Consider the following 24703-nt stretch of genomic DNA (forward strand, 5'->3'; position numbering starts at 1 on the left):
TTCACAGGAGTTACCCCATGGCCTTCATCGTGATCGGCGTCCTGATGCTGCTGCTGCACTTTGCCGGCCTCGGGCCGACGGCGGCCTGGGACCCGCTCAGTGTGACCGGCTTCGCCAAGTTTTCGGTGCCCTTCCTGCTGGCGCTGGCCTGGTGGGCCTGGGCCGATGGCACTGGCCTGACCAAGCGTCGCGAGATGGACCGGGAGGTCGAGAAGCAAAAAGAGCGGCGCAAGCGCCACATTGAGGCCATGGGCCTGGGCCCGGACCAGCGCAGCAGCAGTTTTCGGCGGCGCTGAGCGCCGCCGGGCCGGTCAGCCTTCCAGCTTGGACAGATCGCGCACCGCGCCCTTGTCGGCCGAGGTGGCCAGCAAGGCGTAGGCCTTCAGCGCCGCCGACACCTTGCGCGGCCGCGGCTGCGCCGGCTTCCAGCCCAGCGCATCCTGCGCGGCACGACGGCGCGCCAGTTCGGCATCGTCCACCAGCAGGCTGATCGAGCGCTTCGGGATGTCGATGCGGATGCGGTCGCCGTTGCGCACCAGGCCGATCGTGCCGCCGGCCGCCGCCTCGGGCGAGCAGTGGCCGATCGACAGCCCCGAGGTGCCGCCCGAGAAGCGGCCGTCGGTCAGCAACGCGCAGGCCTTGCCCAGACCCTTGGACTTGATGTAGCTGGTGGGGTAGAGCATTTCCTGCATGCCCGGGCCGCCCTTGGGGCCTTCGTAGCGCACCACCACCACGTCGCCGGCCTTGACCTGATCGGCCAGAATGTGCTCGACCGCCTCGTCCTGGCTCTCGACCACATGGGCCGGGCCTTCAAAGACGAGCAGGCTGTCGTCGACGCCGGCGGTCTTGACCACGCAGCCGTCCAGGGCGATGTTGCCGCGCAGCACCGCGAGGCCGCCTTCCTTGCTGAAGGCGTGCTCATAGGAGCGGATGCAGCCTTCGGCGCGGTCCAGGTCCAGACTGGGCCAGCGCGTGGCCTGGCTGAAAGCCACCTGCGTGGGGATGCCGGCCGGGCCAGCCTGGTAGAAGGTCCTGACGGCCTCGTCCTGGGTGCGGCGGATGTCCCACTGCGCCAGGGCCTGGCCCAGCGTGGGCGTGTGCACCGTGGGCACGTCGGTGTGCAGCTTGCCGGCGCGCTCGAGCTCGCCCAGGATGGCCATGATGCCGCCGGCGCGGTGCACGTCCTCGATGTGGTACTTGTTGGTGTTGGGCGCCACCTTGCACAGCTGCGGTACATCGCGCGAGAGGCGGTCGATGTCGGCCATGTCGAAGGCGATGCCGGCCTCCTGGGCGGCGGCCAGGATGTGCAGGATGGTGTTGGTGGAGCCGCCCATGGCGATGTCCAGCGTCATCGCGTTTTCGAAGGCCTTCTTGCCGATGCTGCGAGGCAGCACGGACTCGTCACCCTGCTCGTAGTAGCGCCGGCACAGCTCCACCGCCAGGCGGCCGGCGCGCAGGAACAGCTGCTCGCGGTCGGCATGGGTGGCCACCACCGTGCCATTGCCCGGCAGCGACAGGCCCAGGGCCTCGGTCAGGCAGTTCATCGAGTTGGCGGTGAACATGCCCGAGCAAGAGCCGCAGGTGGGGCAGGCGGAGCGTTCCACCTCGGCCACCTCGGCGTCGCTGACCTGGCTGTCGGCGGCCATGACCATGGCGTCGATCAGGTCGAGCTTCTTGATCTGGATGGTCGAGGTGCCGGGCACGGCCAGCTTGACCTTGCCGGCCTCCATCGGGCCGCCGCTGACGAAGACCACCGGGATGTTCAGGCGCATCGCGGCCATCAGCATGCCCGGCGTGATCTTGTCGCAGTTGCTGATGCAGACGATGGCGTCGGCGCAGTGCGCGTTGACCATGTACTCGACCGAGTCGGCGATGATGTCGCGGCTGGGCAGCGAGTACAGCATGCCGTCGTGGCCCATGGCGATGCCGTCGTCCACCGCAATGGTGTTGAATTCCTTGGCCACGCCGCCGGCACGCTCGATCTCGCGCGCCACCAGCTGGCCCAGGTCCTTCAGGTGCACATGGCCGGGCACGAACTGCGTGAAGCTGTTGGCGATGGCGATGATGGGCTTGCTGAAGTCCTCGTCCTGCATGCCCGTGGCGCGCCACAGCGAGCGGGCGCCCGCCATGTTGCGGCCGGCGGTGGAGGTCTTGGAGCGGTAGGCGGGCATCGGCGAAACCTTGAAGGGTTGGAATGCAGGAACCCGCCATTTTCGCCCAGCCAGGGCCGATATGATCCCTGCCCATGCTGACGCATCCGCAATTCAACCCGATCGCCCTGGACCTGACCGGGCTGGGCCTGCCGCTGCAGGTCCACTGGTATGGCATCACTTACCTCGTGGCCTTTGGCCTGTTCCTGTGGCTGGCCACGCTGCGCACCCGGCTGCCCTGGTTCGCCGAGGAGGGCTGGACGCGCCGAGACGTTGAGGATCTGCTGTTCTTTGGCGTGGTCGGCGTGGTGGTGGGGGGGCGCCTGGGCTATGTGCTGTTCTACAAGCCGGGCTGGTACGCCATGCACCCGCTGGAGGTGTTCGCGATCTGGAAGGGCGGCATGGCCTTCCACGGCGGCATGCTGGGCGTGGCGGTGGCGATGGCGGCCTTCGCCTGGCGGCGCGGTCGGGGCTTCCTGGCCGTGACCGACCTGGTGGCGCCCTGCGTGCCCACCGGCCTGGCCAGTGGGCGCATCGGCAATTTCATCAATGGGGAGTTGTGGGGCCGAGCCGCCGATCCCGGTCTGCCCTGGGCGATGGTGTTTCCGCAGTCGGGGCTGGAGATCGCCCGCCACCCGTCGCAGCTCTACCAGTTCGCGCTGGAGGGCCTGCTGCTGTTCGTCGTGCTGTGGCTGTATGGCCGCCGCCAGCGCCCGGCCGGGCGGGTGACCGCGGCCTTCCTGATCGGCTACGGTGTGCTGCGCTTCGTCGCCGAGTACTTCCGCGAGCCCGATGACTTCCTCGGCATGCTGGCGCTCAACCTGAGCATGGGCCAGTGGCTGAGCCTGCCTATGGTGGCGGTGGGGCTTGCGCTGTGGGTCTGGGCGGGGCGCCAGCCGCGGGCGGAGGCGGCGGCATGAGGCAGATCTTCCTGGACACTGAAACCACCGGCCTGTCGCCCGAGAGCGGCGACCGCATCGTCGAGCTGGCCTGCGTGGAGATGGACAACCGGCGCCTGACCGGCCGCCACCTGCACTGCTATTTCAATCCCCAGCGCCCGGTGCCCGAAGAAGCCACCCGGGTGCATGGCCTGACCGATGCGTTCCTGGCCGACAAGCCCCTGTTCGCGTCGGCCGTGGACGAGTTGCTGGCCTTCGTGGCTGGCGCCGAGGTGATCATCCACAACGCGCCCTTCGACCTGGGTTTCCTGGACGAGGAGCTGCGCCGCCTGGGCCGCCCGGTGTTCCGCCAGGCGGTGGCGCAGATCACCGACTCGCTGGTGATGGCGCGCGAGATGTTCCCCGGCAAGGCCAACTCGCTGGACGCGCTGTGCCGGCGACTGGAGGTCGACAACTCCGGCCGCACCTTCCACGGCGCCCTGCTGGACGCCGAGCTGCTGGCCGATGTCTACATCAACATGACCCGCGGGCAGGGCTCGCTGGTCATCGATGCCGGCAGCGACAGCAGCAGTGGCGCCACGCTGGCGCTGGCGCAGATCGACCTGTCCACGCTGAGTCTGCCGACGCTGGAACCCGATGAGGACGAGGCCCGTGCCCATGAGGCGGTGCTGACCGAACTCGACAAGGCCAGCGGCGGCAAGACGATCTGGCGCCAGCTTGTGGCATAATCAAGGGCTTTTCCGGGTCTCAGAGCTTTTGCCAAAGCGCTGAAGACCGCCGGAAACCGCAAGAAATGCCCGGCTTGGGCGGTTAGCTCAGCGGTAGAGCACTGCCTTCACACGGCAGGGGTCGCAGGTTCGAACCCTGCACCGCCCACCAAGCCTTGCATGCCCGACCCGGGCGGTTAGCTCAGCGGTAGAGCACTGCCTTCACACGGCAGGGGTCGCAGGTTCGAACCCTGCACCGCCCACCACGGTCCACGCGACGCCACCCTTGCGGTGGCGTTTTGCGTTGTGGTCTGCATAGCTGCCTTCGCACACCGGCATCGCCGGCAAGGCTGCAACGGGCGATCATGCCCGCATGACCCAGATCCTCACCATCACCGCCCCGATCTATCTGCTGATGGCGGTGGGCTTCCTGTCGGTGCGCAGTGGCTGGCTGGATGCCAGCGTGATGCGTGCGGTGGGCCTGTTCGTGATCCGCGTGGCGCTGCCGGCGTTGCTGTTCCAGATCATCACCTCGCGGCCGCTGGCCGACATGCTGCAGTGGCGTTTTCTGCTGGCCTACGGCGGCGGCTCGGCGCTGAGTTTCGCGCTGGGCTGGTGGTGGGCGCGACGGCGCGAGTCGTCGATGCGCGCGCTGGTGGGCGCGGGCATGGCCTGCTCCAACACCGGTTTCGTGGGCACGCCGGTGCTGCTGAGCTGGATGGGGGCGGCTGCCGCACCAGCGCTGGCGCTGGTGTTCCTGGTTGAGAACCTGCTGGTGTTGCCGCTGCTCTTCGTGCTGGCTGAGCCGGCCTCGAACCGCTCGCGCGCCTGGCATCGCCTGCGTGACGCGCTGGCGCCGCTGGCGCGCCAGCCGATGCTGCTGGCCATCGTGGCCGGCCTGCTGTGGTCAGCGCTGGGGCTGAGCCTGCCTGCACCCGCAGCGCGCTCCATCGACCTGCTGGGCCGTGCCGCCGCGGGTGCCGCGCTGGTGGTGATCGGCGGCGCACTGGCCGGCCTGCAGAAGGGGCACCTGGACACCGATCTGCTGGCGGTGGCGGTGGGCAAGTTGGTGGGGCATCCGCTGGCGGTGGCGCTGTGCATGCTGCCAATGCTGCCCGCCGGTGATCCGCTGCGGGCGGCCGGCATCGTCGCGGCGGCGGCGCCCATGCTCAGCATCTACCCGATGTTGGCGCAGCGCTACGGCCACGAGGGCTTCTGCGCTGCCGCCCTGCTGCTGGCCACGGCCTCGTCCTTCCTCAGCCTGAGTGGCGTGCTCTGGCTGCTGAGTTGACACCGATTGACGCCGGTCATGCCAGCGCGTACCGTGCGGCGCGTTGAATATCAGGAGTTGCTGATGAAATCTGTTCGCGCTGCCGTGCTGGCCCTTGCCCTGACCACCCTGGCCAGCCTGGCCGCCGCCCAGGACAAGGTGGTCTATCACATCAACGATGCCGCCGGCCAGGCGCTTGCAGGCCTGCGCAACGTGCGCAACCACCTGGACACCGACCCGTCGGCGCAGATCACCGTGGTCGCCCACGCCAACGGCGTGGACTTCCTGATGGAGGGTGCCAAGGACCGCAATGATGTCCAGTACGAACCGCTGGTGGCCGGACTGAAGAACCGCGGTGTCAAGTTCGAGATCTGCGAGATCACCCTGAAGAACCGCAACCTGAAGAAGGAACAGTTCATCCAGGAGGCTGACTTCACGCCCAGTGGCGTGGTGCGCATCACCAAGCTGCAGATGCAGGGCTGGGCCTACCTGAAGCCCTGAAGAGGCGCTGCGGCGCCTCAGCAGCGCCGCAGCAGCCGCACATGCATCGGGCGCACGAACCGCGCGCCCTGGGGGCCGCAATGCGGCTCGAAGCGCTGGCGCACCGCGGCGATCAGTTCGGGCGTCAGCCGATGGTCGGCAAAGCTCGGGCGCATCATGCGCTGCTCGAAGCTGTCGAAGTCGGGGTAGGCCACCGCCTGAGCGAAGCGGTGTTCGCTGACCGCGCAGAAGCGGCCCCGGGCGAGTGCGCGGTCGAGCGCGGCCTGGGCCTCGGCGCGCACCACGCCCTCGTCGTTGAACAGACGGATCAGCTCGTTGAGGGCGCCGTCGTAGATCGGCTCGGACACATAGAACCAGCCGCCCGGTCGCAGCACTCGGGCCACCTCGTCGAGCGCGGCATCCAGCTCGTGCAGCGGCACGTGGTGCAGCGACTTGAGCATCAGCACACCATCGGCCCAGCCGTCGGCCAGCGGCATGGCGGCGGCGCCGGCCTCGATGAACTGCAGGCCGGGCGGCGCGGGCTCGGTCAGATTGCGGGCCAGCTGGATGCGGTCCACCTCCAGCGCGGCGCAGCGCAGGCCCGGGTGCTGCTGCATCAGCTGGCGCAGCAGGCGGGCGTTGCCGCAACCGGCCTCGACCAGGCCGGTGCCCGGTGGCAGCGGCACCAGCGATTCAAGCAGCGTGTGTTCCTGGTCGATCAGGGGCAGTTGGTCGACGGCGGCGGCTTCGGTGTTCATGCCCAATAGGGTATCCGAAGCCGCCGGGGCGTGGCACTCAGAAGTTGTAGTTGTAGTTCACCCGGAGGGTGGTCTGGCTGTGCGTGTTGGTGCCGGCCAGGCCGGCACCGAACATGGCCGGATTGGTCTGGGTGTCCTTGGGCGAGAAGGCGACAGAGCCGGCGATGCTGTGGCCGCCGCCGATGTTCCAGCCCGCGCCCAGCGTGTAATGACGGGTGACGATGGCCGGGAACAGCGGGTTCAGCGTGGAGGCCGGCACCGGATTGGAGCCGTGGTTGTAGCCGGCGCGCAGGGCCACGTTCGGTGCCACCATGTACTGGCCGCCCACCAGCAGGACGGTCTGATCCTTCCAGTTCTGCGGCATGGCGCCTTCCATCCAGCCGGCGCCCATGTTCATCGCCAGGCGGAAGGTCTTCATGCTGTCGGACCAGCCGATGTGCTTGATGTCGGCGGCCAGCATCAGCTGCGGCGTGGCCTGCCAGGCCGCGCCGATGCCGTAGGTCTCGGGCCACTGGAAATCGACGATGCGAAAGCGCGTGGGCATGGGTACGGGGCCGCCCGGGGTGAAGGCGGTGAAGGTGCCGCTGCCCTCCAGATCGGAGATATCGGTCTTGCTGTGGTAGGTGGCGCCCACCGAGACGCTGTCGCTGAGCTTGTAATGCGCGCCCAGCTTGAAGGCCCAGCCCCGGCCCTTGGCCTGGCCGGTGTAGTCGCTGTTGTTGCTGACGCTGACGTGGCCGGAGCCATCGGGCATCAGCATCTGCACATCCATGCCGGCCCAGACGTAGTCGATCTGGGCGGCCAGTGTCAGCCGCTCGTCGATGTTGAAGGCCAGCGGCAGCATGACGCGGCCGAAGCCGACCTCGGAGCGCATCGGCAAGCCGGTGCCGTTGGACAGGAAGGACTGGGTGCCGTAATCGGTGCCCATGCCACCCTGGGCGGTGATCGCGGCGCCATAGGTCAGACCGCCGGTCTTGCGAATCAGCGACACCGAGGGCATCAGGAACTGGTCGGCGCTGGAGTCGGCGCTCAGCGGCCCGGCCAGCGGGTGGTTCATGCGGGTGCTGACGTCCGGCATCAACACCGTCACACCCAGTCCCAGGCTGCTGCCTTGCGGGCGCAGGCCCAGCGTGGCCGGGTTGTTCATGACGGCCGAGTTGCCGTTGTCGTAGGCGTAGGACGCGCCACCCATGCCGCCAGCCCGGGCGCCATAGGCTTCGAGGTTCATGCCATTGGTGGCCCAGACGCCCAGGGGCAGGGCCAGGATCAGTGCAGCGAGCGGTGTCTTGCGAAAGCGAGGAGCGGTCATGACGGGCGAGTCTCCAGTGGGGTCATGGGTGGGTTGGACAAGCGCGACATTGGCCCCCATACACCCTTACCCGTGCTGGTATTTGCCCGGGGCGCGGGTTTGACCTGTTCTCGATATCACTGATGGCTGATGAATGAACAAAGGGGCCGCGGTCTGCGGCCCCTTGGCGGTGGTGAACGCTCTGGCGGGCTCAGTTCAGCGGCACGGCGCCAACCAGGCTGCGCTTTTCCAGCGTCCACTGGTGCAGAGAGCCGTCGTACAGGCTGGCGCGGCTGTTGCCCAGCAGTTCGGACAGCACGAACCAGGGGCCCGACGAGAGGTGGCCGCTGTTGCAATAGGTGATGGCCGGCGCGGCCGGGTCGATGCCCTGGGCGCTCATCAGTCCCTTGTAGGTGGCGGGGCTCATGAAGCTGACCACGCCATTGGCGGACTTCAGCAGCAGGTCGGGGCTGTACAGGCGGGCGCCTTCCAGATGGCCGTAGGCATACACATAATCGCGCTTGCCCAGGCCGTGGTACTGGCGCGCATCGCGGGCATCGACCAAGGTGGCCGACTTGCCGGCGATCGCCTTGGCCACCTCGTCCGAGCCGGCGAAGTAGCGGGCGCTGCGGTCGGCCACGGCCTTCCAGTTGCCGGTGCGGGCTGCGGCGGCGTCGGTGCTCAGGGCGCGACCATCCAGGGCCCACTGGGCCATGCCGCCATCCAGCACGGCGATCTGGTCCTCGCCATAGACCTTGAACTGCCAGTACACGCGCAGCGCGTCATCGACGTCGGCCGCCTCGGTGCCCAGAGGGACCAGCACGATCGGCTTGCCGGCGTCGATGCCGGCAGCCTGCACGGCCTTCTCGAAGACGTCCTTCTCGGGGATCATGTACTTGACGTTCTGCTCGCCGATGCGGCGCTCGGTGCGCATGGTCTTCATGTCGATCAGGCGCGAACCGGCAATGTGGCCACCGGCCTCGACCACGGTCTTCTTGCCGGCCTTGTCGGTCTCGATCTCGGGCGCGCTGGTGTAGGTCTTGGGGTTGGAGCGAACGTCAACCACCTGGACTTTGTCGAGGTTGTCGGCCAGCCAGGCCGGGGTGACCAGCGGACCGGGCAGCACGCCGGCCTGGGCCCATTGAAGACCCAGGGCCAGCGCGGCGGCGGCCAGGGTGCGGGTGAGGCGCTTCATCAGTTGTCTCCTGGGGTGGGCGGGGGTGTCCCCGCGAGTCGGGAAAGGGTGTGAGCGAGGTCGATCCGCTGCTCGGTGAGCACGTCGTGGCGGCGGTCCTCGAAGAAATCCTCGGCCTTGCGGCGCTGCAGTTGCCGGGCGACGACGGCGTCACGTCGGCGCAGCAGCGCCTTCAGGCTGTCGCGGTGCAGCCGCACCATCGCCCCCAGCCAGCGGGCCACCGGGGCCAGCCGACCCGCGGTGCGTGGGGCGAAGCGGTCGATGTCGGCGCACAGCGCGGGCGCCGCCAGCCAGGTCTCGCCGGTCACCCAGCGGTTGGTGGTGAACCAGCGGATCGGCCAGCCACGATCGTCCAGCGACAGGCCGGCCAGGTGGCTGAAGCCGCCATCCGGCCGCCGCGTGAAGAGATGGAAGTGGCCATGCTCTTCGGGCGGGCAGCGGCTTGAGCGGTGCAGGTGGTAGTAGAACTGCGAGCGGTTGTCGGTGTCGATCACGTCGCCACGGGGGTAGTGGCGCAGGGTCTCGATCCGCCGGGCGCCGGCCAGCGCAGCCTGCGCCAGACCCAGACCCCGACGGGCCAAAGCCATCTGCACGGCCACCAGTTCGGCGGCGGCGTCGATGGCCGTGGCGTCGTCGGGCATCACGGAGCGGGTGCGTGGCGCCGGATCAGCCCTTCTTGGGGGCGCAGGGGTTGGCCGGGCCGCAGGGGTTGTCGCCCCCTTTCTTGCGCTTCTTGGCCGGGCCGCAGGGGTTGCTGGGGCCGCAGGGATTGGCTGCCTTGGCCGGGGCGGCGGCCGAGGCGGCGGCCTTCGGGGCGGCCGGGGCGTCCGCGGCGCGGGCGGCAGGGGCCACCAGGCCGGCGGCCAGCATCAGCGCGGGAAGGGATTGGGCGAGGGTCTTGCGACGGGACATGGGCACTCCTGGCGGGGGTGAACAACGGGGACGGGACATTCAGGTGCGGGTGAGTTCGTCGTCGGCACCGGCCACAGCCTGTTCGGCGCTGACCGGACCGCGGCCACGGCGCTCCAGGCGGCCGCCAACGATGAAGACGGCCACCAGCGCGGCGGCCAGCAGGCCCAGCATGGCCAGATCGGGCAGCCCGAAGGCGTCCGAAAAAGTGTCGCCGCTGGGCAGTTCGCCCCAACTGGTCAGCGACTCCAGCGATGGGCCCCAGGCGGCGGCGAAGCCGAAGGTGCCCAGCACCAGACCGGCAATGAAGAGCAAGGCATCGGCGCGGCCGGAGAGCAGGCCCACGACCGAGGTGCCCGGGCAGTAGCCACCCACCGCGAATCCGATGCCGACCAGCGCCCCGCCCACGGCGGCCGCGCCCAGGTAGGCGGTGGGCACGTACAGCGCGTCCTCGGCCAACAGACCACTGACGCGCAGCAGCCACAGGCCGGCCGCGGCCACCACGATGGCGGTGAACATCACCTTGAAGACCGACCAATCGTTGAGGCGGAACTGCGCGGTGAGCTTGCAAGGGCTGCCGAAGCCGGCACGCTCCAGCACCACGCCAAAGGCCACACCACAGGCCAGGCCGGACCACAGGCCGGCATCGTTGAGCGGCAGCATCTCAGATCCCCCGCACCAGTCGGCTGGCAAGCAGCCCGGCGGCAAAGAAGGTGGCCAGGAACACAAAGGCCGCCACGGCCAGCGTGGCGGCACCGGACAGCCCCAAGCCACTGGTGCACCCGGCGGCCACACGGGCGCCGAAGCCCGAGACCACGCCACCGGCCAGCGCCGTCAGCGCGCGCCGGCTCAGACCGATGCTGCGCAGACCGTCGAGTTGCAGGCGAAAGCGCCCGGCGGCCCAGGCCGACAGGCCGGCGCCCAGTGCCACACCCAGCACCTGCCAGGTGATCCAGGAGGGCAGGGGGTTGCCGCCTTCCAGCAAGGGTCCGAGGTAGCCGTTCGCGGCTGCCGCCTGGGGCGCCGCCAAGCCGCCCAGCCAGGCGCTCAGACGGGTGGACGCGCCGGTGGCCCCCAGGCCGTGGCCGGTGAGCACAAAGGTGGCCAGCAGCACCAGGCCCAGCGCCAGGCCGGCCAGCAGGGGGTTCCAGAACGGGCGCACCGCGGCGGGGGCGGAGAGACGTGCAGTCGGATTCATCAGTTCAACGGCGTTAAGATACCCAATGGGGTATCGCAATGATAGCCGGTCGGGCCTGCCTGATGTCAAGCCCGTCGACCTCTTGGGGGTGTTCAGGCGCTGCGCAGCGGGCGCTCGAGGCTCATGGCGAGCAGGGTCATGCCGCCACCGTTCGTCGCCCGGCGATAGCCCATCTGGTTCAGCACGGCGCAGGCGAAGGCCGAGCGCGCGCCCGAGGCGCAGTAGACGATCAGCGGCTGACCGGTGTCCGGCAGCAGGCGCGGCGCCGCCTGCTGGAGCTGGTCCAGGGGCAGGTGGACGGCGCCGTCGATGTGGCTGCTGGCGAACTCGGCGTTCGAGCGAACATCGAGCAGCAAGGGGGCGCGGTCGGCGCCGGGGTCAAGGCTTGAATTTGACATGTCTCAGTGTTTTCACCAGTTTCGCGTCAGGATCATTCACATAATATCTGCATGTGCTTATATCGCAATAGGCAGATTCGTGGATTCTTCCGAAGAGGACCGGGTGTTCGAACGTGCAGCAGAGCTGTTTGCCCTGCTGTCGACCCCCGTGCGCCTGCGGATCGTCCATGATCTGATGGGCGGTGAACGCACGGTGAGCCAGTTGATCGAGAGTGTGGGCGCCAGCCAGCCCAATCTGTCGCAGCATCTGGCCACGCTGTACCGCTCCGGCCTGCTCAGCCGACGGCGTGACGGCGTGCACATGCTCTACCGGATCGCCGGCGACCGCCTGGCGGCCCTGACACAGTGGCTCGAGGCCCAAGGCGCCATGCGCGCCGACGGCAGCGATCACAAGGAGAAACCGTGAACAAAGACGATCGCGTCAGTCTGCAGCCCTTCCCGGCGGGTGGGCGGCTCCTGAAGGCGCCCGAGAACTTCCTCGACCCGCAGGGCATCCGCACCGTCTGGGCCGAGGCCAAGCAGGGACGCCGCAGCTTCATCCGCACGGCCTTCGCGGCGGCGGCCGGTGCCGGTGCGGCGGGCGTGGCCAGCGCCACGTCCAACCCGGTGCCCGCCAGCGGCGGCGACGACAACATCCTGACGCTGCCCACCCACGCCACCACGCTGGGCGAAGGCGTGGCCAGCCAGCCCTACGGCCTGCCGTCCAAGTTCGAGGCCAATGTGGCGAGGCGGCAAAGCCCGGGTCTGTCGCAGACCACCCAGGCTTCGGTGGCCTTCGCGCCGTTGCAGTCCTTGTTCGGCATTGTCACGCCCAGCGGCCTGCACTTCGAGCGCCACCACCAGGGCTGGTACGACATCGACCCGTCCAAGCACCGCCTGATGGTGCATGGTTCCGACGAGAAGATGGTCCGCAAGCCGCACGTCTTCACGATGGATGAGTTGATGCGCCTGCCCTCGGTGTCGCGCTTCCACTTCATCGAGTGCGGCGCCAACACCTCGATCGAATGGGGCAATGTGGCGGTGCCCACCGCGCAGTACACCCACGGCATGCTGTCGTGCAGCGAGTTCACCGGTGTGCCGCTGAAGCTGGTGCTGGACATGTGCGGCGCCGACACCCAGCGCGGCCGCTTCGTGCTGGCCGAAGGCGGTGACGGCTCGGCCATGACCCGCACCATCCCGATGTCGCTGATCGAGAGCGGCGAGGTGCTGCTGGCCTGGGGCCAGAACGGCGAGATGCTGCGTCCTCAGCAGGGCTACCCGCTGCGCCTGGTGGTGCCCGGCGTGCAGGGCGTCAGCTGGGTCAAGTACCTGCGCCGCATCAAGGTGGGCGACCAGCCCTTCGGCTCCAAGGACGAGGTGCTGGGCTACACCGACCTGATGCCCGACGGCTCGCACCGCCAGTACAGCAGCCTCATGGAGGTCAAGAGCGTGGTCACCACGCCGTCAGGTGGCCAGGTGCTGCTGGACAACGGCTTCTACAACATCAGCGGTCTGGCCTGGTCGGGCCGCGGCAAGATCAAGCGGGTCGACGTGTCGGTGGATGGCGGCCGCTCATGGCGCGAGGCACGCCTGGAGACGCCGGTGATGTCGAAGTGCCTGACGCGTTTCAACCTCGACTGGGTCTGGGACGGCAAGCCGGCCTTGATCCAGAGCCGGGCCACCGACGAAACCGGCCACACGCAGGCGACCTACCGCCAGCTGCGCGCGGTGCGCGGCACCCGATCGATCTACCACAACAACGCCATCCAGACCTGGCTGGTCGAGGAAAACGGTGAGGTGAAGAATGTCCAGCTGTCGTGATCTGCGCTCCGGCCTCGCTGCACTGGCCCTGACGCTGGGCCTGGCTGCGGTGGCCCATGCTGCCAAGACGCCTGCGCCGCCCAAGCCTGACGGCGGCCTGGCGCCGGTGTCCAGCGGCATCTACAACGGCATTGGTCGTCCGGCCACTGACAAGGAAATCGCCGCCTGGAACATCGACGTGCGCCCCGATCTGCAGGGCCTGCCCAAGGGGTCCGGCTCGGTGGCCCAGGGCCAGGATGTGTGGGAGTCCAAGTGCGCCGCCTGCCACGGCATCTTTGGCGAGTCGCGCGAGTTCTTCAGCCCGATCGTCGGCGGCACGACCAAGGACGATGTGAAGACCGGTCGCGTCGCGCGGCTGCTCGACGAGTCCTATCCCGAGCGCACCGCGATGATGAAGCTCAGCTCGGTCTCGACGCTGTTCGACTTCATCAACCGCGCGATGCCCTGGAACGCGCCGAAGTCCCTCAAGACCGATGAGGTCTATGCGGTGGTGGCCTACATCCTGAACCTGTCGTACGTGCTGCCCGACGACTATGTGCTGTCGGACCGCAACATGGCCGAGGTCCAGAAGCTGATCCCCAATCGCAACGGCATGCAGACCAACCATGGCATGTGGCCGGGCAAGGAGATCGGCCACGGCAAGCCGGATGTGCAGGGGTCGTCGTGCATGAAGAACTGCGCGACCGAGGTCAAGGTGGCCTCACTGCTGCCCGAGTTCGCCCGCAACGCCCACGGCAATCTGGCCGAGCAGCAGCGCATCGTTGGTGCGCAGCTGGGTGCCGACACCACCAAGCCGGCGGGTGCACCGCGTGCCTCGACCGTGGCCGCGGCGACAGCGGCACCCGCTGCGGCTGCGGCGCCGTCGCCGGCGATCGCGCTGCTCAGCAAGAATGGCTGTGTGGCCTGCCACGGCGTGGACAACAAAATCGTCGGCCCTGCGTTCCGCGAGGTGGCGGCCAAACATGGTGCACGGCCCGATGCCGTGGCCTACCTGAGCGGCAAGATCCGCTCGGGCGGCGCAGGGGTATGGGGGGCGATCCCGATGCCTGCGCAGACCCTGTCGGAGGATGATGCGAACAGCATCGCCCAATGGTTGGCGGCCGGCGCCAAGAAGTGAGTCGATCGTTCCGTCGACTACCCTGACCCCTATCGGGAGCTGCGGCCCGGAACCGCCCCCGACTCGATTCGTTCCACCCAAGGAGAACTCCATGATCCATCGTCGTGACATGCTGGTCCACAGCGCCACCGTCGCCGGTCTGCTGGCTGCTGCCGGCCTCGTCCCCACCGCCGCCCAGGCCGCCTGGAATCAGCCCGCCTTCGATGCCAAGACCATGGCCGAGGCCATCAAGTCGCTTGGCGGTGCGGCACCGGTTGAAAGCAAGGACATCGTGCTGACTGGCCCGGACATCGCCGAGAACGGCGCCGTGGTGCCGGTGGGCGCCTCGACCGCTCTGCCGGGCGTCAAGCGCCTGGCCATCCTGATCGAGAAGAACCCGTCGGCCCTGGCCGCGGTCTTCGAGGTCAGCGACGCGATCGAGGCCAACATCGCCACCCGCGTCAAGATGGGCCAATCGTCCAACGTGTATGCGGTGGCCATGATGGCTGACGGCAAGGTCCTGTACTCGACCAAGGAAATCAAGGTCACCCTCGGCGGCTGCGGCGGCTGATCGACTGACGTTTCCGTTCCGAATCCAACCTATCCAGGAGAACACACCATGGCAGATCCGATGCGCATCCGCGCCCAGTCCGCTGGCGACAAGACCACTGTGCGCGTGCTGATGAACCACGAAATGGAAACCGGCCAGCGCAAGGACAGCGCCGGCAAGGTCATCCCGGCCTGGTTCATCCAGGAAGTCAGCGCCACGCTGAACGGCAAGCCGGTGCTGAGCGCCCAGTGGGGCCCGTCCGTCTCGAAGAACCCGTTCCTGCAGTTCACCGTCAAGGGGGCCAAGGCCGGCGACAAGGTCGCCGTGACCTGGACCGACAGCAAGGGCGACAAGCGCACTGACGAAGCGACGGTGTCCTGAGAGACACGCGCCATCTTCCAATCATGCCCCCAGGAGACACCGTGTCCCACACGATCCGCTTGAGCCTTGCGGCCGCGGCGCTGGCGCTTGGCGCTGGCGCCCAGGCCCAGAAGTCGGCTGCCGATGGCATCGCCGAGTACCGTGCCATGCTGGCCGACGGCAACCCGGCCGAGCTGTTTGAAGCCAAGGGGGAAGACCTCTGGAAGAAGGCGCGCGGCCCGAAGAACGCCTCGCTCGAGAAGTGCGATCTGGGCAAGGGACCCGGTGTCATCAAGGGCGCCTGGGTGGAGATGCCGCGCTGGTTCGCCGACACCGGCCGCGTGCAAGACCTGGAGTCACGCCTGCTGACCTGCATGGAGACCCTGCAAGGCCTGGACGCCAAGGCCATCGCGGCCACACCGTTCGGCAAGGGCGAGCAGGCCAACATGGAGGCGCTGGCCGCCTACATCTCGGCCGAGTCGCGTGGCATGAAGATGAATCTGCCGCAAGGCCACGCCGAGGAAAAGCGCATGTACGCGATGGGCCAGAAGGCCTTCTTCTTCCGCGGTGGTCCGATGGACTTTGCCTGCTCCACCTGCCACGGTGAGGCCGGCAAGCGCATCCGCCTGCAGGATCTGCCCGATCTGCGTGGCAACCCGGGCGACGGCGTGGGTTTTGCCGCCTGGCCCGCCTACCGCGTTTCCAGCGGCGAGATGTGGAGCATGCAGCGCCGCCTGAACGATTGCTACCGCCAGCAGCGCTTTCCGTACCCGGGCTTCGCCTCCGAGGTGACGATCGCCCTGGGCGTGTACATGGGCGTCAATGCCAAGGGCGCCGAGTCGATCGCACCGGCGATCAAGCGCTGATCCAGCAGGAGACCCGTGATGAAGAAAACCACCCCCCTGCTGGCCGCCGTCGCCGTCGTCGCTCTGGCTGGTTGCGCCAGCGCACCCAGCCCGGCCGAGCTGCAGGCGCAGTTCCAGGCCATGCTGAAGTCCTCGTTTCGTGACCAGGGCATAGCCACGATCGACCGCCTGAACCAGGACGCCGGCCAGGCGGCCTGTTCCACCGGCCAGACGCCCAGTCCCGAGCAGGCCAAGGTCATCGAGGCCGAGGCCCTGGCCACCGTCAAGCCGCCCAGCGATGGCAAGTACCTGGGCGACTGGCGCGAAGGCGAGAAACTGGCTCAAAACGGCCGTGGCATGACCTGGACCGACAAGTCGGCCGACCCGTCGGCCAATGGCGCCAACTGCTACAACTGCCACCAGATCACCAAGGCCGAGATTTCCTACGGCACGATCGGCCCCAGCCTGTACCAGTTTGGCAAGCTGCGCGGTGTGAGCAACCCCAGCGCCCCTGAGGCGCAGGCCATGGTGCAGTACACCTGGGGCAAGATCAACAACGCCTGGGCGTACAACGCCTGCTCCAACATGCCGCGCTTCGGCCACAAGAAGCTGCTGAACGAGCAGCAGATCAAGCATGTGATGGCGCTGCTGCTGGACCCGGCCTCGCCGGTCAACGCGCAGTAGGCACCGAGCCGCACCGTAACCTGTGCCCGCGCATCACCGCCGGTGTGCGCGGGCTTCTCTCTTGGAAGCTTCTCAGATGAATATCAGTAAGCGCGAATTCATGCAGGTGCTCAGTGCCGCCTCGGTGGCCGGCATGGGCCTGGGCCGCTGGTCCGAGGCCGATGCGGCCACGGCCCAGCACGGCCTGTACGACGTCCCCAAGTTCGGCAATGTGTCCTTCCTGCACATGACGGACTGCCATGCGCAGCTGATGCCGATCCGCTTTCGCGAACCCAGCGTGAACCTGGGCATCGGGGCGATGAAGGGCCAACTGCCGCACCTGGTGGGCGAGCATCTGCTGAAGACCGTTGGCGCTCGGCCGGGAACCGATCTGTCGCACGCCTTCACCTACCTCGACTTCGAGAAGGCCTCGCGCCGCTACGGCAAGGTCGGCGGCTTTGCTCACCTGGCCACGCTGGTCAAGCAGCTCAAGGCCAGCCGTCCGGGGGCGCTGCTGCTGGATGGCGGCGACACCTGGCAGGGCTCGGCCACCTCACTGTGGACCAACGCCCAGGACATGGTTGACGCCTGCAAGCTGCTGGGCGTGGACGTGATGACCGGCCACTGGGAGTTCACCTATGGCATGGAGCGCGTCAAGGAGATCGTCGAGAAGGACTTCAAGGGCCAGGTCGACTTCGTCGCGCAGAACGTCAAGACCACCGATTTCGGCGATCAGGTTTTCAAGCCCTATGTGATCCGCGAGATCAACGGCGTGCCCTGCGCCATCATCGGCCAGGCCTTCCCGTACACGCCGATCGCCAACCCGCGCTACATGGTGGCCGACTGGAGCTTCGGCATCCAGGACGAGAACATGCAGGCCATGGTTGACGAGGCGCGCGGCAAGGGTGCGCAGGTGGTGGTGGTGGTCAGCCACAACGGCATGGATGTCGACCTCAAGATGGCCAGCCGCGTGCGCGGCATTGATGCCATCTTTGGCGGCCACACCCACGACGGCGTGCCAGTGGCCATTCCGGTGAAGAACGCTGGCGGCACCACGCTGGTGACCAACGCCGGCTCGAACAGCAAGTTCCTCGGCCTGATGGACTTCGACGTCAAGGGCGGCAAGGTGGTGGACTTCCGCTACCGCCTGTTGCCGGTCTTCGCCAACCAGCTGCAGGCCGATCCGGCAATGGCGGCACTGATCAAGAAGATCCGCGATCCCTACGAAGCCAAGCTGAATGAGAAGCTCGCCGTCACCGAAGGCCTGCTGTACCGCCGGGGCAACTTCAACGGCAGCTGGGACCAGTTGATCGTCGATGCGCTGATCGACGTGCAGGGCGCCGACCTGGCCTTCTCGCCCGGCTTCCGCTGGGGCACCTCGCTGCTGCCCGGTGAGACCATCACCCGCGAGCTGATGATGGACCAGCTGGCCATCACCTACCCCTATGCCACGCTCACCGAGATGAGCGGCGAGATGATCAAGACGGTGCTCGAGGACGTCTGCGACAACCTGTTCAACCCCGACCCCTACTACCAGCAGGGCGGCGACATGGTGCGCGTGGGCGGGCTGACCTACACCTGCACGCCGGGCGCCGGCATGGGCAGCCGCATCACTGACATGCGGCTCAAGGGCAAGCCGATCGACGCCGGCAAGAAGTACAAGGTGGCCGGCTGGGCGCCGGTGGCCGAGGAGGCGCGCACGGCCCCGGGCAACAAGCCGGTGTGGGACGTGGTCGAAACCTGGCTGAAGTCGCAAGGGGGCCGCGTCAAGCCGCGCGCGATCAACACGCCGTCGCTGGTCGGTGTGCAGGGCAACCCGGGGATGGTGGCATGAGCCGGCCGCGTCAGCTCGGACTGGCTGTGCTCCTGGGCACAGCATCGTTCGTCGCCCAGGCCGAGGACGCCTGGGTCGCCGAAGCCCGGCAGTTGGCCACCAGCGTGCCGCCCAAGTTGCTGGCGGTGCTGAACCGAGAGATCGAGCAGGGCGGGGCGGTACAGGCCATCGGCGCCTGCCAGATCCAGGCCCCCGAGATGGCCCGCCAGGCCAGTGCGGCCAGCGGCTGGACGGTGCGCCGCGTCAGCCTGCGCGAGCGCAATCCCAAGGCCCGGCCCGACGCCTGGGAGCAGGCCGCGCTGGAGGACTTTGACCGCCGCGTGGCCGCGGGCGAGGTGCCGATGACGCTGGAGAAGGCCGAGCGGGTGGATGTGGCCGGTGTGCCCACGCTGCGCTATGTGCGCGCGCTGGCGGTGGGGCCGGTGTGCGTGCAATGCCACGGTGACACCGCGCAGATGGATGCGGGCGTCAAGGCCAAGCTGGCCGCGCTCTACCCGCATGACCGCGCCACCGGTTATGCGGTGGGACAGATCCGTGGTGTGATCACGCTGAGCAAGCCGGCGCCCTGAGCGCCTGCTCCCACCTGGCCTCAGGGCCGCTGGTAGCTTTCGCTGGTGGTCACCAAGGTGGGCGTGGGCAGCACGTCGTGCGGGCGGTCGAGCAGGTGGTCGACCGCGGTGCCTGCGGCCCAGATGCTGCACAGCGTGACCCACGAGGTCAGCGCGAACACGGCCGCACCTGACACGCCTGCGCCCACCGCGCAGCCGCCCGCCAGCATGCCGCCAAAGCCCATCAGCATCGCGCCGGCGATGTAGCGCCGCATCGACTGGCCGTCCTTGAAGCCTTCGAGCGTCCATTCGCGCCACAGCAGCGCCGACAGCAACGAGCCCAGGGCCACGCCGGGCACCAGACCCAGATCAAACTTCAGCGCGTGACCAGGCGGTGAGAGCACCAACATCAGCGTGTCGGCCGCCGGACCGGTGAAGGACAGGCTCTGCACCGGAATCACCAGGTCAAAGGCCTGGCGCGACAGGGCCCAGGTGGTGAGCCAGGCCAGGGCCACCATCAGGCCCACGCCGATCGCACCGAACCAGCCCCAGAAGCGCACCTGCTGGCGCCAGGCCCAGACCAGCGCGGCCAGCAGCCAGACGCCACCGAAGATCACGCCCATCGCGTGGTTCCAGCCCAGCCAGGCCAGCAAGTCACGGGCCGAGCCGCCTTCGATGGTCCACCAACTGGCGACTTCCAGCCGCAGCGGCGACATCAATCCGGACAGCGCCGACTGCGCCGTCACGGCGAACACCAGGCCAGACAGCAGCGCGCGCAGATTGCCCTGCGCGGCCAGCACCAGCAGTCGGCTGGAGCAGCCCCGCGCCAGGATCATGCCGGCGCCGAACATGGCGCCGCCGATGATGGCACCCGACAAGCTGCCGCGGGCCGACAACTGGCGCGCATCACTCACGTCCAGCCAGCCCGCCAGGATGAAGGCCTGTGTGGCGATCACGGCGGTGGAAAAGGTGAACAGCCAGACCGTCAGCTTGCCCTCGCGCGTGCCGCGCGAGAACTCGATCACCGCCGAGCGCATGCAAAAGCGCGAGCGGTGGGCAAAGAAGCCGAACAGCACGCCAATGGCGGCGCCAGCCAGGGTGATGGCCCACATCTCGCCGACCTGGGCGATCAGGGATTCAAGGAACATGGCGGGCTTGTCCGGCAACGCATCCGTGCGTACTGATGCGTCGATGATGGGCCCGCCGACCGCCCCGGGCCTTGACCTTGGTCAGGCCCGGGTCGAAAGCGGGCTTCAGCCGAGCACGTCGGCCCAGATGTTCTTGGCCCAGGCCTCGGCGTAGCGGCCCTCCAGGTCGGAGCGCACATCGGAGACGCCGCCCGAGCCGCCGATCGTGAAGAAGCTCTTCTTCGGCGCCTGGTACTCGTGCACGCTGGCCACGTGGATCACGTGGGTGGCGTCCACATAGCTCATGCAGACATTGGTCAGCATCGGGTGCGGGTTGATCTCCATGCCCTGCAGCTCGGCCACGATGGCCGCGGCCGTGACCTTGGCGTGCGAGTTGGCCATGTGGCCCGACTTGGGCATGCCCTGGGCCACCTGGATCGCGTCACCGATGACGTGGATGTCCTTGGCGGCGGTGGACTCGAAGTTCAGGAAGTTGGTGTGGCACCAGCGTCCGTTGGCATTGGCCAGGCCGGTCTTGACGGCCAGGGCGCCAGCGCGCATGACCGGCAGCACGTTCAGCACGTCGGCCTTGACGTCGTCCTGCACGTCGAACTTGACGGTCCGGGTCTTCGCATCCACCGCCACCGCCTTGTGCTGTGGCCGGTACTCGACCATCGGGCCGTAGATCTCGGCCCAGGCCTTCTTGAACAGCGGGCCCTTGGAGGTGACGTCCTGGTTGGCATCCAGAATCAGCACCTTGGACTTGGGCTTGTGCTGCTTCAGGTAGGCCGCCACCACGCTGGCGCGCTCATAGGGGCCAGGCGGGCAGCGGTAGGGCGCCTCAGGGATGCTGATCGCGAAGACGCCGCCGTCGCGCATGGCCTCAAGCTGCTTGCGCAGTGCCATGGTCTCGGGACCGGCCTTCCAGGCGTGCAGCACGTCGCCGGCGGCGTGGGCAGCCTGCAGGCCTTCGATCTGGTCCCACATGAAATCGATGCCGGGGGCCAGCACCAGCTTGTCATAGGTCACCGTGCCGCCGGAGGCCAGCACGGCGGTCTTCTTGGCCGGATCGATCGAGGCCACCGAGTCCTGCACCACTCGCACGCCATGCTTGCTGGACAAGCCAGTGTAGGGATTGGTGATGTCGGCCATGGTCTTCATGCCGGCGATCACCAGGTTGGAGACCGGGCAGGAGACGAAGGCGGCATTGGGCTCGACCATCATCACGTCGATGCTGTAGTCGGACAGCAGCCGGATGTACTTGGAGACCGTGGCGCCGCCATAGCCGCCGCCCACCACCAGCACCTTGGCCTTGTTGGCCGAGCCCACCGAGGCGCAGCCCGCCATGCCCAGCGCGCTGCCGGCCACCAGGCCGGCCAGAACTTGTCTGCGTTGCATCATGCTCGGGCTCCTCAGGGCTTTTGCTTCGAGAAATACACGGCCAGGGTCTCCAGTTGCTCCTGGGAGTAGCCCTTGGTGATCTGGTGCATGATCGTGGCGGGCCGTTGGCCGCTGCGGAAGGCCATCAACTGGCTCAGGATGTAGTCCTGCGGCAGCCCGGCCAGCTTGATCAGGGCTTCACCCTGGACGGCGTGGCCATCGGTGCCGTGGCAATGGGCGCAGGTGGCCGCCAGGGAGCGGGTGCGCAGTGCGGTGGGGTCCTTGGCCAGTGCGGGCAGGGCCAGCGCCAGCAGCAGGGACGCCAGCAGGGGGCGTGGGGTCATGATTTGTTCTCCGTGATGCGAGGACGCGACCCGCGGGGCTTGGCGCCCAGGCCGGGTCGGCCGTATAGTGTCCGAAATATCATTGGTTGCTAATGTGGTGTTATCCCTGAAGTCGTCACGGCGCTACTTTCTGGCCGGCTGCGGTTGCACTGCGGCGCTCGGCTGGCTGCCGAGCGGGTTGCGTGCGCAGACTGCGGCGTCGGCCACGGTGGAGATGAAGCCCCAGGCCGTGGCTGACGGCGTCTACTACGTGCAGGGCGAATCGGCCTTGGGCTCGTCGGCCAACCAGAACTTCATCTCGAACGCCGGCTTCGTGATCACGGCCGACAGCGTGGTGGTCATCGATGCTCTGGGCTCGCCCCCGCTGGCTCAGCGCCTGCTGGCGCAGATCCGGGCAATCACGCCGCTGCCGGTGCGCCACGTGCTGGTGAGCCACTACCACGCCGACCACATCTATGGCCTGCAGGTCTTCAAGGACGCGGGCGCCACCATCATTGCGCAGGCCCGGGCGCGGGAGTACCTGTCCTCTGACACTGCTCGCCTGCGCCTGCAGGCCAGCCGCGAGGAGTTGTTTCCCTGGGTCGACGAGAGCACCCGCCTGGTGCCCGCCGACCGTTGGCTGGGCCTGGACGGCCAGTTGCGCGAGGAAACCCTGGAGATCGGCGGCACGCGCTTCGTGCTGCGGCCGGTCGGTCCCTCGCACACGCCTGAGGACCTGGTGATCGCGGTGCCGCAACGCGGCGTGCTGTTCTCGGGCGACCTGCTGTTCCGGGGCCGCATTCCCTTCGTCGGTCAGGCCGACAGCGCCGGCTGGATCAAGGCCCTGGACGGCATGCTGGCCGTGCGGCCGCGCGTGGTGGTGCCGGGCCATGGCCCGTTGTCCACCGACCCGCTGGCCGACATGCAGCTGACCCGCGACTACCTGGTCTACCTGCGCGATCGCATGGGCGAGGCGGCGCGCAACATGGACCCGTTCGACGAGGCCTACCGCGCCACCGACTGGAGCCGCTTCGAGAAGCTGCCGCTGTTCCAGGCCGCCAACCGCATGAACGCCTACAACACCTACCTGCAGATGGAGGCCACCCAGCGATGAGCACCGCACCGAACCGCCATCGCCGCGTCCTGCTGCAGGCGCTGGCCGGTGCCGGGTTGGTGGTGGGCCGGCCGGCCGGTGCACTGCAGCGTGGTGAGGTCTTGGTGCCGCCGCCGTTGCCCTTGCTCAATGGCCGGTGGCTGCGCCCCGAGGACTGGGCCGGCCAGGCCTGGGTGCTGAGCTTCTTCACGCTGGACTGCCCCTACTGCCAGCGCCACAACGCGCGGCTGGACACGCTGGCACGCCGCATGGGCGGACACGGCCTGCAGGTGCTGGGCGTGACCCAGGACGACGCCGATGCCGTGCGCGGCCACCTGCGCCGTCATGGCCTGGGCTTCGACGCCACCGCCCAGGGCGCGGCGCTGCGCAGCCTGGTCACCGCGCGGCGTGTCGTGCCCTTCACGGCCGTGGTGGACGCCGCGGGCCTCGTGCGCGAGCTGATTCCCGGCGAAATGAGCGACGACGACGTGCAGGGCCTCGCCCGCTGGGCGGCGCCTGTCCGGACCACCTGACCACACCGCAAGGAGACCCCATGAACCTGCCTGTCCCGGGCCTGCTGGCCGTGCTGGCCTGCAGCAGCGTGATGCTGTCGCTGGTCCGCGCCGCCGAGCCTGCGGTGCCTGCCATCTTCAAGGACGCTGACCTGGCGCTGGGAGAGAAGCTCATCGCCGAGCACAAATGCAGTGAGTGCCACACCCGGCACATGGGTGGCAGCGGCGGGGACGACATCTACAACCCCCGGGGCCGCATCCAGGATGCCGGCGGCCTGCGCGGCATGGTCGAGGGCTGCAATACCCAGCTCAAGCTGCAGATGTTCCCCGAGGAGGTCACCGCGGTGGCCGCGGTGCTGAACAAGCGGCACTACCGTTTCAGTCGCTGAGGGAATGTCCTGAATCCTGTCTGGGGCCTGACAGAATGCGCGCATCAGTGCATACCGATACAATAGCGGTGAACAGCCCTCGATCCCGCCATGTCACAGGACCCCAGCCTCCACGCCGACACGGTGTTTGACTCCGTGGCGGAGCTGTTCTCGCTGCTGTCAACGCCGGTGCGGCTGAAGATCATCAGCGCGCTGTGCAACGGCGAGAAGAACGTCTCTCAGCTGCTCGACGAGATCGAGACCACCCAGCCCAACATGTCGCAGCATCTGGCCACGCTGTACCGCGCCGGCGTGGTGGGCAAGCGACGCGACAGCACCCAGATCTACTACCGCCTGCAAAGCGAGCGCGTGGCCACGCTGTGCCGCGCGGTGTGCACCCAGGTGGCCAGCGAGATGGATCCGGACAGCGCCGTCGATCCGGACCAGCGCCTGCGTCCGGCGCCCAGCGTGCGCTGAGCGCGCGGCGGCAACAGACTTCAGCGCAATTCGGCGCCGTGGGCGTCGAAGACCTTCACCGTCACAGGAATCGCTGCCGCCACGCTTTGCGTGACGGTGCAGTAGCCCTCGAAGCTCTGCAGCACCCGCTCCAGGTGCTCCAGTGCGTCGGCCGGCACACCCAGACGCAGCTCGGCATGCAGCGCCGTCACCCGCAGTCGCTGCTCGGCGTTGCGGCCGATCTGGGCGGTCACCTCGCAGTGGATGGGCTCGGGCGACTGCTTGAACTTGCGCAGCGCGAACAGCAGCGAGTCGCTCAGGCAATTGCCCACGGCCGCCGCCAACAGTTGCACCGGCGACGGGCCCTGGCCCTGGCCCAGCGGCGGCGGCTCATCGCCGCGCAGCAGCGGCACGCCACCCCCCACGTCGATGTCGAACTGGTAGTCGCGGTGCTGATTGAGCACCACGGTGACCTGCTTGTCGCTCATGGGAGGAC

31 protein-coding genes and 2 tRNA genes are annotated in these 24703 nt (G+C 68.2%); 20 read left to right on the forward strand and 13 right to left on the reverse strand.

Features of this window, described 5'->3' with window-relative positions:
* Positions 1–17: 17 nt before the first annotated feature.
* Complete coding sequence (locus KAK06_RS17720; RefSeq protein WP_210803474.1) at positions 18–296, forward strand: TIGR04438 family Trp-rich protein; 279 nt, start codon at positions 18–20, stop codon at positions 294–296.
* A gap of 15 nt (positions 297–311) precedes the next feature.
* On the opposite strand, the gene ilvD is transcribed toward KAK06_RS17720, so the two are convergent.
* Positions 312–2171 carry a dihydroxy-acid dehydratase gene (gene ilvD / locus KAK06_RS17725; RefSeq protein ID WP_210803475.1) on the reverse strand — a complete coding sequence of 620 codons (1860 nt, stop codon included), beginning with the start codon at positions 2169–2171 and terminating at the stop codon, positions 312–314.
* 74 nt (positions 2172–2245) lie between these two features.
* On the opposite strand from ilvD, the gene lgt reads away from it, so the two are divergent.
* The 6 genes from lgt to KAK06_RS17755 all read left to right on the forward strand — a co-directional run bounded on the left by lgt (position 2246) and on the right by KAK06_RS17755 (position 5527).
* Positions 2246–3070, forward strand: coding sequence for a prolipoprotein diacylglyceryl transferase (gene lgt / locus KAK06_RS17730; protein ID WP_210803476.1), 825 nt, complete (start codon positions 2246–2248; stop codon positions 3068–3070).
* Entirely contained in the window at positions 3067–3777 is a 711-nt protein-coding gene (gene dnaQ, locus KAK06_RS17735) for a DNA polymerase III subunit epsilon (RefSeq protein WP_210803477.1), read from the forward strand. The genes lgt and dnaQ overlap by 4 nt, the downstream gene beginning before the upstream one ends.
* A 76-nt stretch (positions 3778–3853) precedes the next feature.
* Positions 3854–3928: transfer RNA gene (locus KAK06_RS17740), tRNA-Val, on the forward strand.
* Positions 3929–3947: 19 nt separating this feature from the next.
* Positions 3948–4022, forward strand: a tRNA-Val gene (locus KAK06_RS17745).
* Between the two features lie 107 nt (positions 4023–4129).
* The gene (locus KAK06_RS17750) at positions 4130–5047 is read left to right on the forward strand and encodes an AEC family transporter (RefSeq protein WP_210803478.1); all 918 of its coding nucleotides are present in this window, start codon (positions 4130–4132) and stop codon (positions 5045–5047) included.
* 63 nt (positions 5048–5110) lie between these two features.
* Complete coding sequence (locus tag KAK06_RS17755; protein WP_210803479.1) at positions 5111–5527, forward strand: DsrE family protein; 417 nt, start codon at positions 5111–5113, stop codon at positions 5525–5527.
* A gap of 17 nt (positions 5528–5544) precedes the next feature.
* Here the strand turns inward: KAK06_RS17755 and KAK06_RS17760 are convergent, their stop codons facing one another.
* From KAK06_RS17760 to KAK06_RS17795, 8 genes are all read right to left on the reverse strand, one after another.
* Positions 5545–6264, reverse strand: a complete 720-nt coding sequence (locus KAK06_RS17760; RefSeq protein ID WP_210803480.1) for a class I SAM-dependent methyltransferase — start codon at positions 6262–6264, stop codon at positions 5545–5547.
* Between the two features lie 37 nt (positions 6265–6301).
* The gene (locus tag KAK06_RS17765) at positions 6302–7573 is read right to left on the reverse strand and encodes an OmpP1/FadL family transporter (protein WP_210803481.1); all 1272 of its coding nucleotides are present in this window, start codon (positions 7571–7573) and stop codon (positions 6302–6304) included.
* Between the two features lie 190 nt (positions 7574–7763).
* On the reverse strand, positions 7764–8747 hold the full coding sequence (locus KAK06_RS17770; RefSeq protein ID WP_210803482.1) for a sulfurtransferase: 984 nt from the start codon (positions 8745–8747) through the stop codon (positions 7764–7766).
* Entirely contained in the window at positions 8747–9388 is a 642-nt protein-coding gene (locus KAK06_RS17775; RefSeq protein ID WP_210803483.1) for a DUF6969 family protein, read from the reverse strand. The genes KAK06_RS17770 and KAK06_RS17775 overlap by 1 nt, the downstream gene beginning before the upstream one ends.
* A 25-nt stretch (positions 9389–9413) precedes the next feature.
* Entirely contained in the window at positions 9414–9659 is a 246-nt protein-coding gene (locus tag KAK06_RS17780; protein WP_210803484.1) for a hypothetical protein, read from the reverse strand.
* A 39-nt stretch (positions 9660–9698) separates the two neighbouring features.
* Positions 9699–10319 carry a DUF6691 family protein gene (locus KAK06_RS17785; RefSeq protein WP_210803485.1) on the reverse strand — a complete coding sequence of 207 codons (621 nt, stop codon included), beginning with the start codon at positions 10317–10319 and terminating at the stop codon, positions 9699–9701.
* A 1-nt stretch (position 10320) separates the two neighbouring features.
* Entirely contained in the window at positions 10321–10854 is a 534-nt protein-coding gene (locus KAK06_RS17790) for a YeeE/YedE thiosulfate transporter family protein (RefSeq protein ID WP_210803486.1), read from the reverse strand.
* Positions 10855–10946: 92 nt separating this feature from the next.
* Positions 10947–11252: a rhodanese-like domain-containing protein gene (locus KAK06_RS17795; protein WP_210803487.1), complete on the reverse strand. Its 306-nt coding sequence runs from the start codon at positions 11250–11252 to the stop codon at positions 10947–10949.
* 79 nt (positions 11253–11331) lie between these two features.
* On the opposite strand from KAK06_RS17795, the gene KAK06_RS17800 reads away from it, so the two are divergent.
* The 9 genes from KAK06_RS17800 (at position 11332) to KAK06_RS17840 (ending at position 18969) form a co-directional block, all read left to right on the forward strand.
* Entirely contained in the window at positions 11332–11658 is a 327-nt protein-coding gene (locus tag KAK06_RS17800) for an ArsR/SmtB family transcription factor (RefSeq protein ID WP_310741117.1), read from the forward strand.
* On the forward strand, positions 11655–13052 hold the full coding sequence (soxC, locus tag KAK06_RS17805) for a sulfite dehydrogenase (protein ID WP_310741118.1): 1398 nt from the start codon (positions 11655–11657) through the stop codon (positions 13050–13052). Before KAK06_RS17800 ends, soxC begins: the two co-directional genes overlap by 4 nt.
* Positions 13036–14169 carry a c-type cytochrome gene (locus KAK06_RS17810; protein ID WP_210803489.1) on the forward strand — a complete coding sequence of 378 codons (1134 nt, stop codon included), beginning with the start codon at positions 13036–13038 and terminating at the stop codon, positions 14167–14169. The genes soxC and KAK06_RS17810 overlap by 17 nt, the downstream gene beginning before the upstream one ends.
* A gap of 91 nt (positions 14170–14260) precedes the next feature.
* On the forward strand, positions 14261–14719 hold the full coding sequence (gene soxY, locus KAK06_RS17815) for a thiosulfate oxidation carrier protein SoxY (RefSeq protein WP_210803490.1): 459 nt from the start codon (positions 14261–14263) through the stop codon (positions 14717–14719).
* 48 nt (positions 14720–14767) lie between these two features.
* Positions 14768–15079, forward strand: coding sequence for a thiosulfate oxidation carrier complex protein SoxZ (gene soxZ, locus KAK06_RS17820; protein WP_210803491.1), 312 nt, complete (start codon positions 14768–14770; stop codon positions 15077–15079).
* Between the two features lie 23 nt (positions 15080–15102).
* On the forward strand, positions 15103–15924 hold the full coding sequence (gene soxA / locus KAK06_RS17825) for a sulfur oxidation c-type cytochrome SoxA (RefSeq protein ID WP_210803492.1): 822 nt from the start codon (positions 15103–15105) through the stop codon (positions 15922–15924).
* An 18-nt stretch (positions 15925–15942) separates the two neighbouring features.
* Positions 15943–16587 carry a sulfur oxidation c-type cytochrome SoxX gene (gene soxX / locus KAK06_RS17830; RefSeq protein WP_210803493.1) on the forward strand — a complete coding sequence of 215 codons (645 nt, stop codon included), beginning with the start codon at positions 15943–15945 and terminating at the stop codon, positions 16585–16587.
* Positions 16588–16663: 76 nt separating this feature from the next.
* Positions 16664–18400 carry a thiosulfohydrolase SoxB gene (soxB, locus tag KAK06_RS17835; RefSeq protein WP_210803494.1) on the forward strand — a complete coding sequence of 579 codons (1737 nt, stop codon included), beginning with the start codon at positions 16664–16666 and terminating at the stop codon, positions 18398–18400.
* Complete coding sequence (locus KAK06_RS17840; RefSeq protein ID WP_210803495.1) at positions 18397–18969, forward strand: Tll0287-like domain-containing protein; 573 nt, start codon at positions 18397–18399, stop codon at positions 18967–18969. The genes soxB and KAK06_RS17840 overlap by 4 nt, the downstream gene beginning before the upstream one ends.
* 20 nt (positions 18970–18989) lie before the next feature.
* Here the strand turns inward: KAK06_RS17840 and KAK06_RS17845 are convergent, their stop codons facing one another.
* The 3 genes from KAK06_RS17845 to KAK06_RS17855 form a co-directional block, all read right to left on the reverse strand.
* On the reverse strand, positions 18990–20096 hold the full coding sequence (locus tag KAK06_RS17845) for a YeeE/YedE family protein (protein WP_210803496.1): 1107 nt from the start codon (positions 20094–20096) through the stop codon (positions 18990–18992).
* A gap of 105 nt (positions 20097–20201) precedes the next feature.
* Positions 20202–21473 carry an NAD(P)/FAD-dependent oxidoreductase gene (locus KAK06_RS17850; RefSeq protein ID WP_210803546.1) on the reverse strand — a complete coding sequence of 424 codons (1272 nt, stop codon included), beginning with the start codon at positions 21471–21473 and terminating at the stop codon, positions 20202–20204.
* Between the two features lie 14 nt (positions 21474–21487).
* Positions 21488–21799: a c-type cytochrome gene (locus KAK06_RS17855; RefSeq protein WP_210803497.1), complete on the reverse strand. Its 312-nt coding sequence runs from the start codon at positions 21797–21799 to the stop codon at positions 21488–21490.
* 214 nt (positions 21800–22013) lie between these two features.
* On the opposite strand from KAK06_RS17855, the gene KAK06_RS17860 reads away from it, so the two are divergent.
* The 4 genes from KAK06_RS17860 (at position 22014) to KAK06_RS17875 (ending at position 24228) form a co-directional block, all read left to right on the forward strand.
* Complete coding sequence (locus KAK06_RS17860; RefSeq protein WP_210803498.1) at positions 22014–22892, forward strand: MBL fold metallo-hydrolase; 879 nt, start codon at positions 22014–22016, stop codon at positions 22890–22892.
* Complete coding sequence (locus tag KAK06_RS17865; protein ID WP_210803499.1) at positions 22889–23404, forward strand: TlpA disulfide reductase family protein; 516 nt, start codon at positions 22889–22891, stop codon at positions 23402–23404. Before KAK06_RS17860 ends, KAK06_RS17865 begins: the two co-directional genes overlap by 4 nt.
* 20 nt (positions 23405–23424) lie before the next feature.
* Positions 23425–23772, forward strand: coding sequence for a hypothetical protein (locus tag KAK06_RS17870; RefSeq protein WP_247652958.1), 348 nt, complete (start codon positions 23425–23427; stop codon positions 23770–23772).
* A gap of 90 nt (positions 23773–23862) precedes the next feature.
* Positions 23863–24228, forward strand: a complete 366-nt coding sequence (locus KAK06_RS17875) for an ArsR/SmtB family transcription factor (protein ID WP_210803500.1) — start codon at positions 23863–23865, stop codon at positions 24226–24228.
* A 20-nt stretch (positions 24229–24248) separates the two neighbouring features.
* Here KAK06_RS17875 and KAK06_RS17880 read toward each other — a convergent pair whose 3' ends face one another.
* Positions 24249–24695, reverse strand: a complete 447-nt coding sequence (locus KAK06_RS17880) for an OsmC family protein (protein ID WP_210803501.1) — start codon at positions 24693–24695, stop codon at positions 24249–24251.
* Positions 24696–24703: the final 8 nt, after the last annotated feature.

Origin of the sequence: Ideonella aquatica (genome assembly GCF_018069755.1) — a bacterium.
Taxonomy (GTDB): Bacteria; Pseudomonadota; Gammaproteobacteria; order Burkholderiales; family Burkholderiaceae_C; genus Ideonella; species Ideonella aquatica.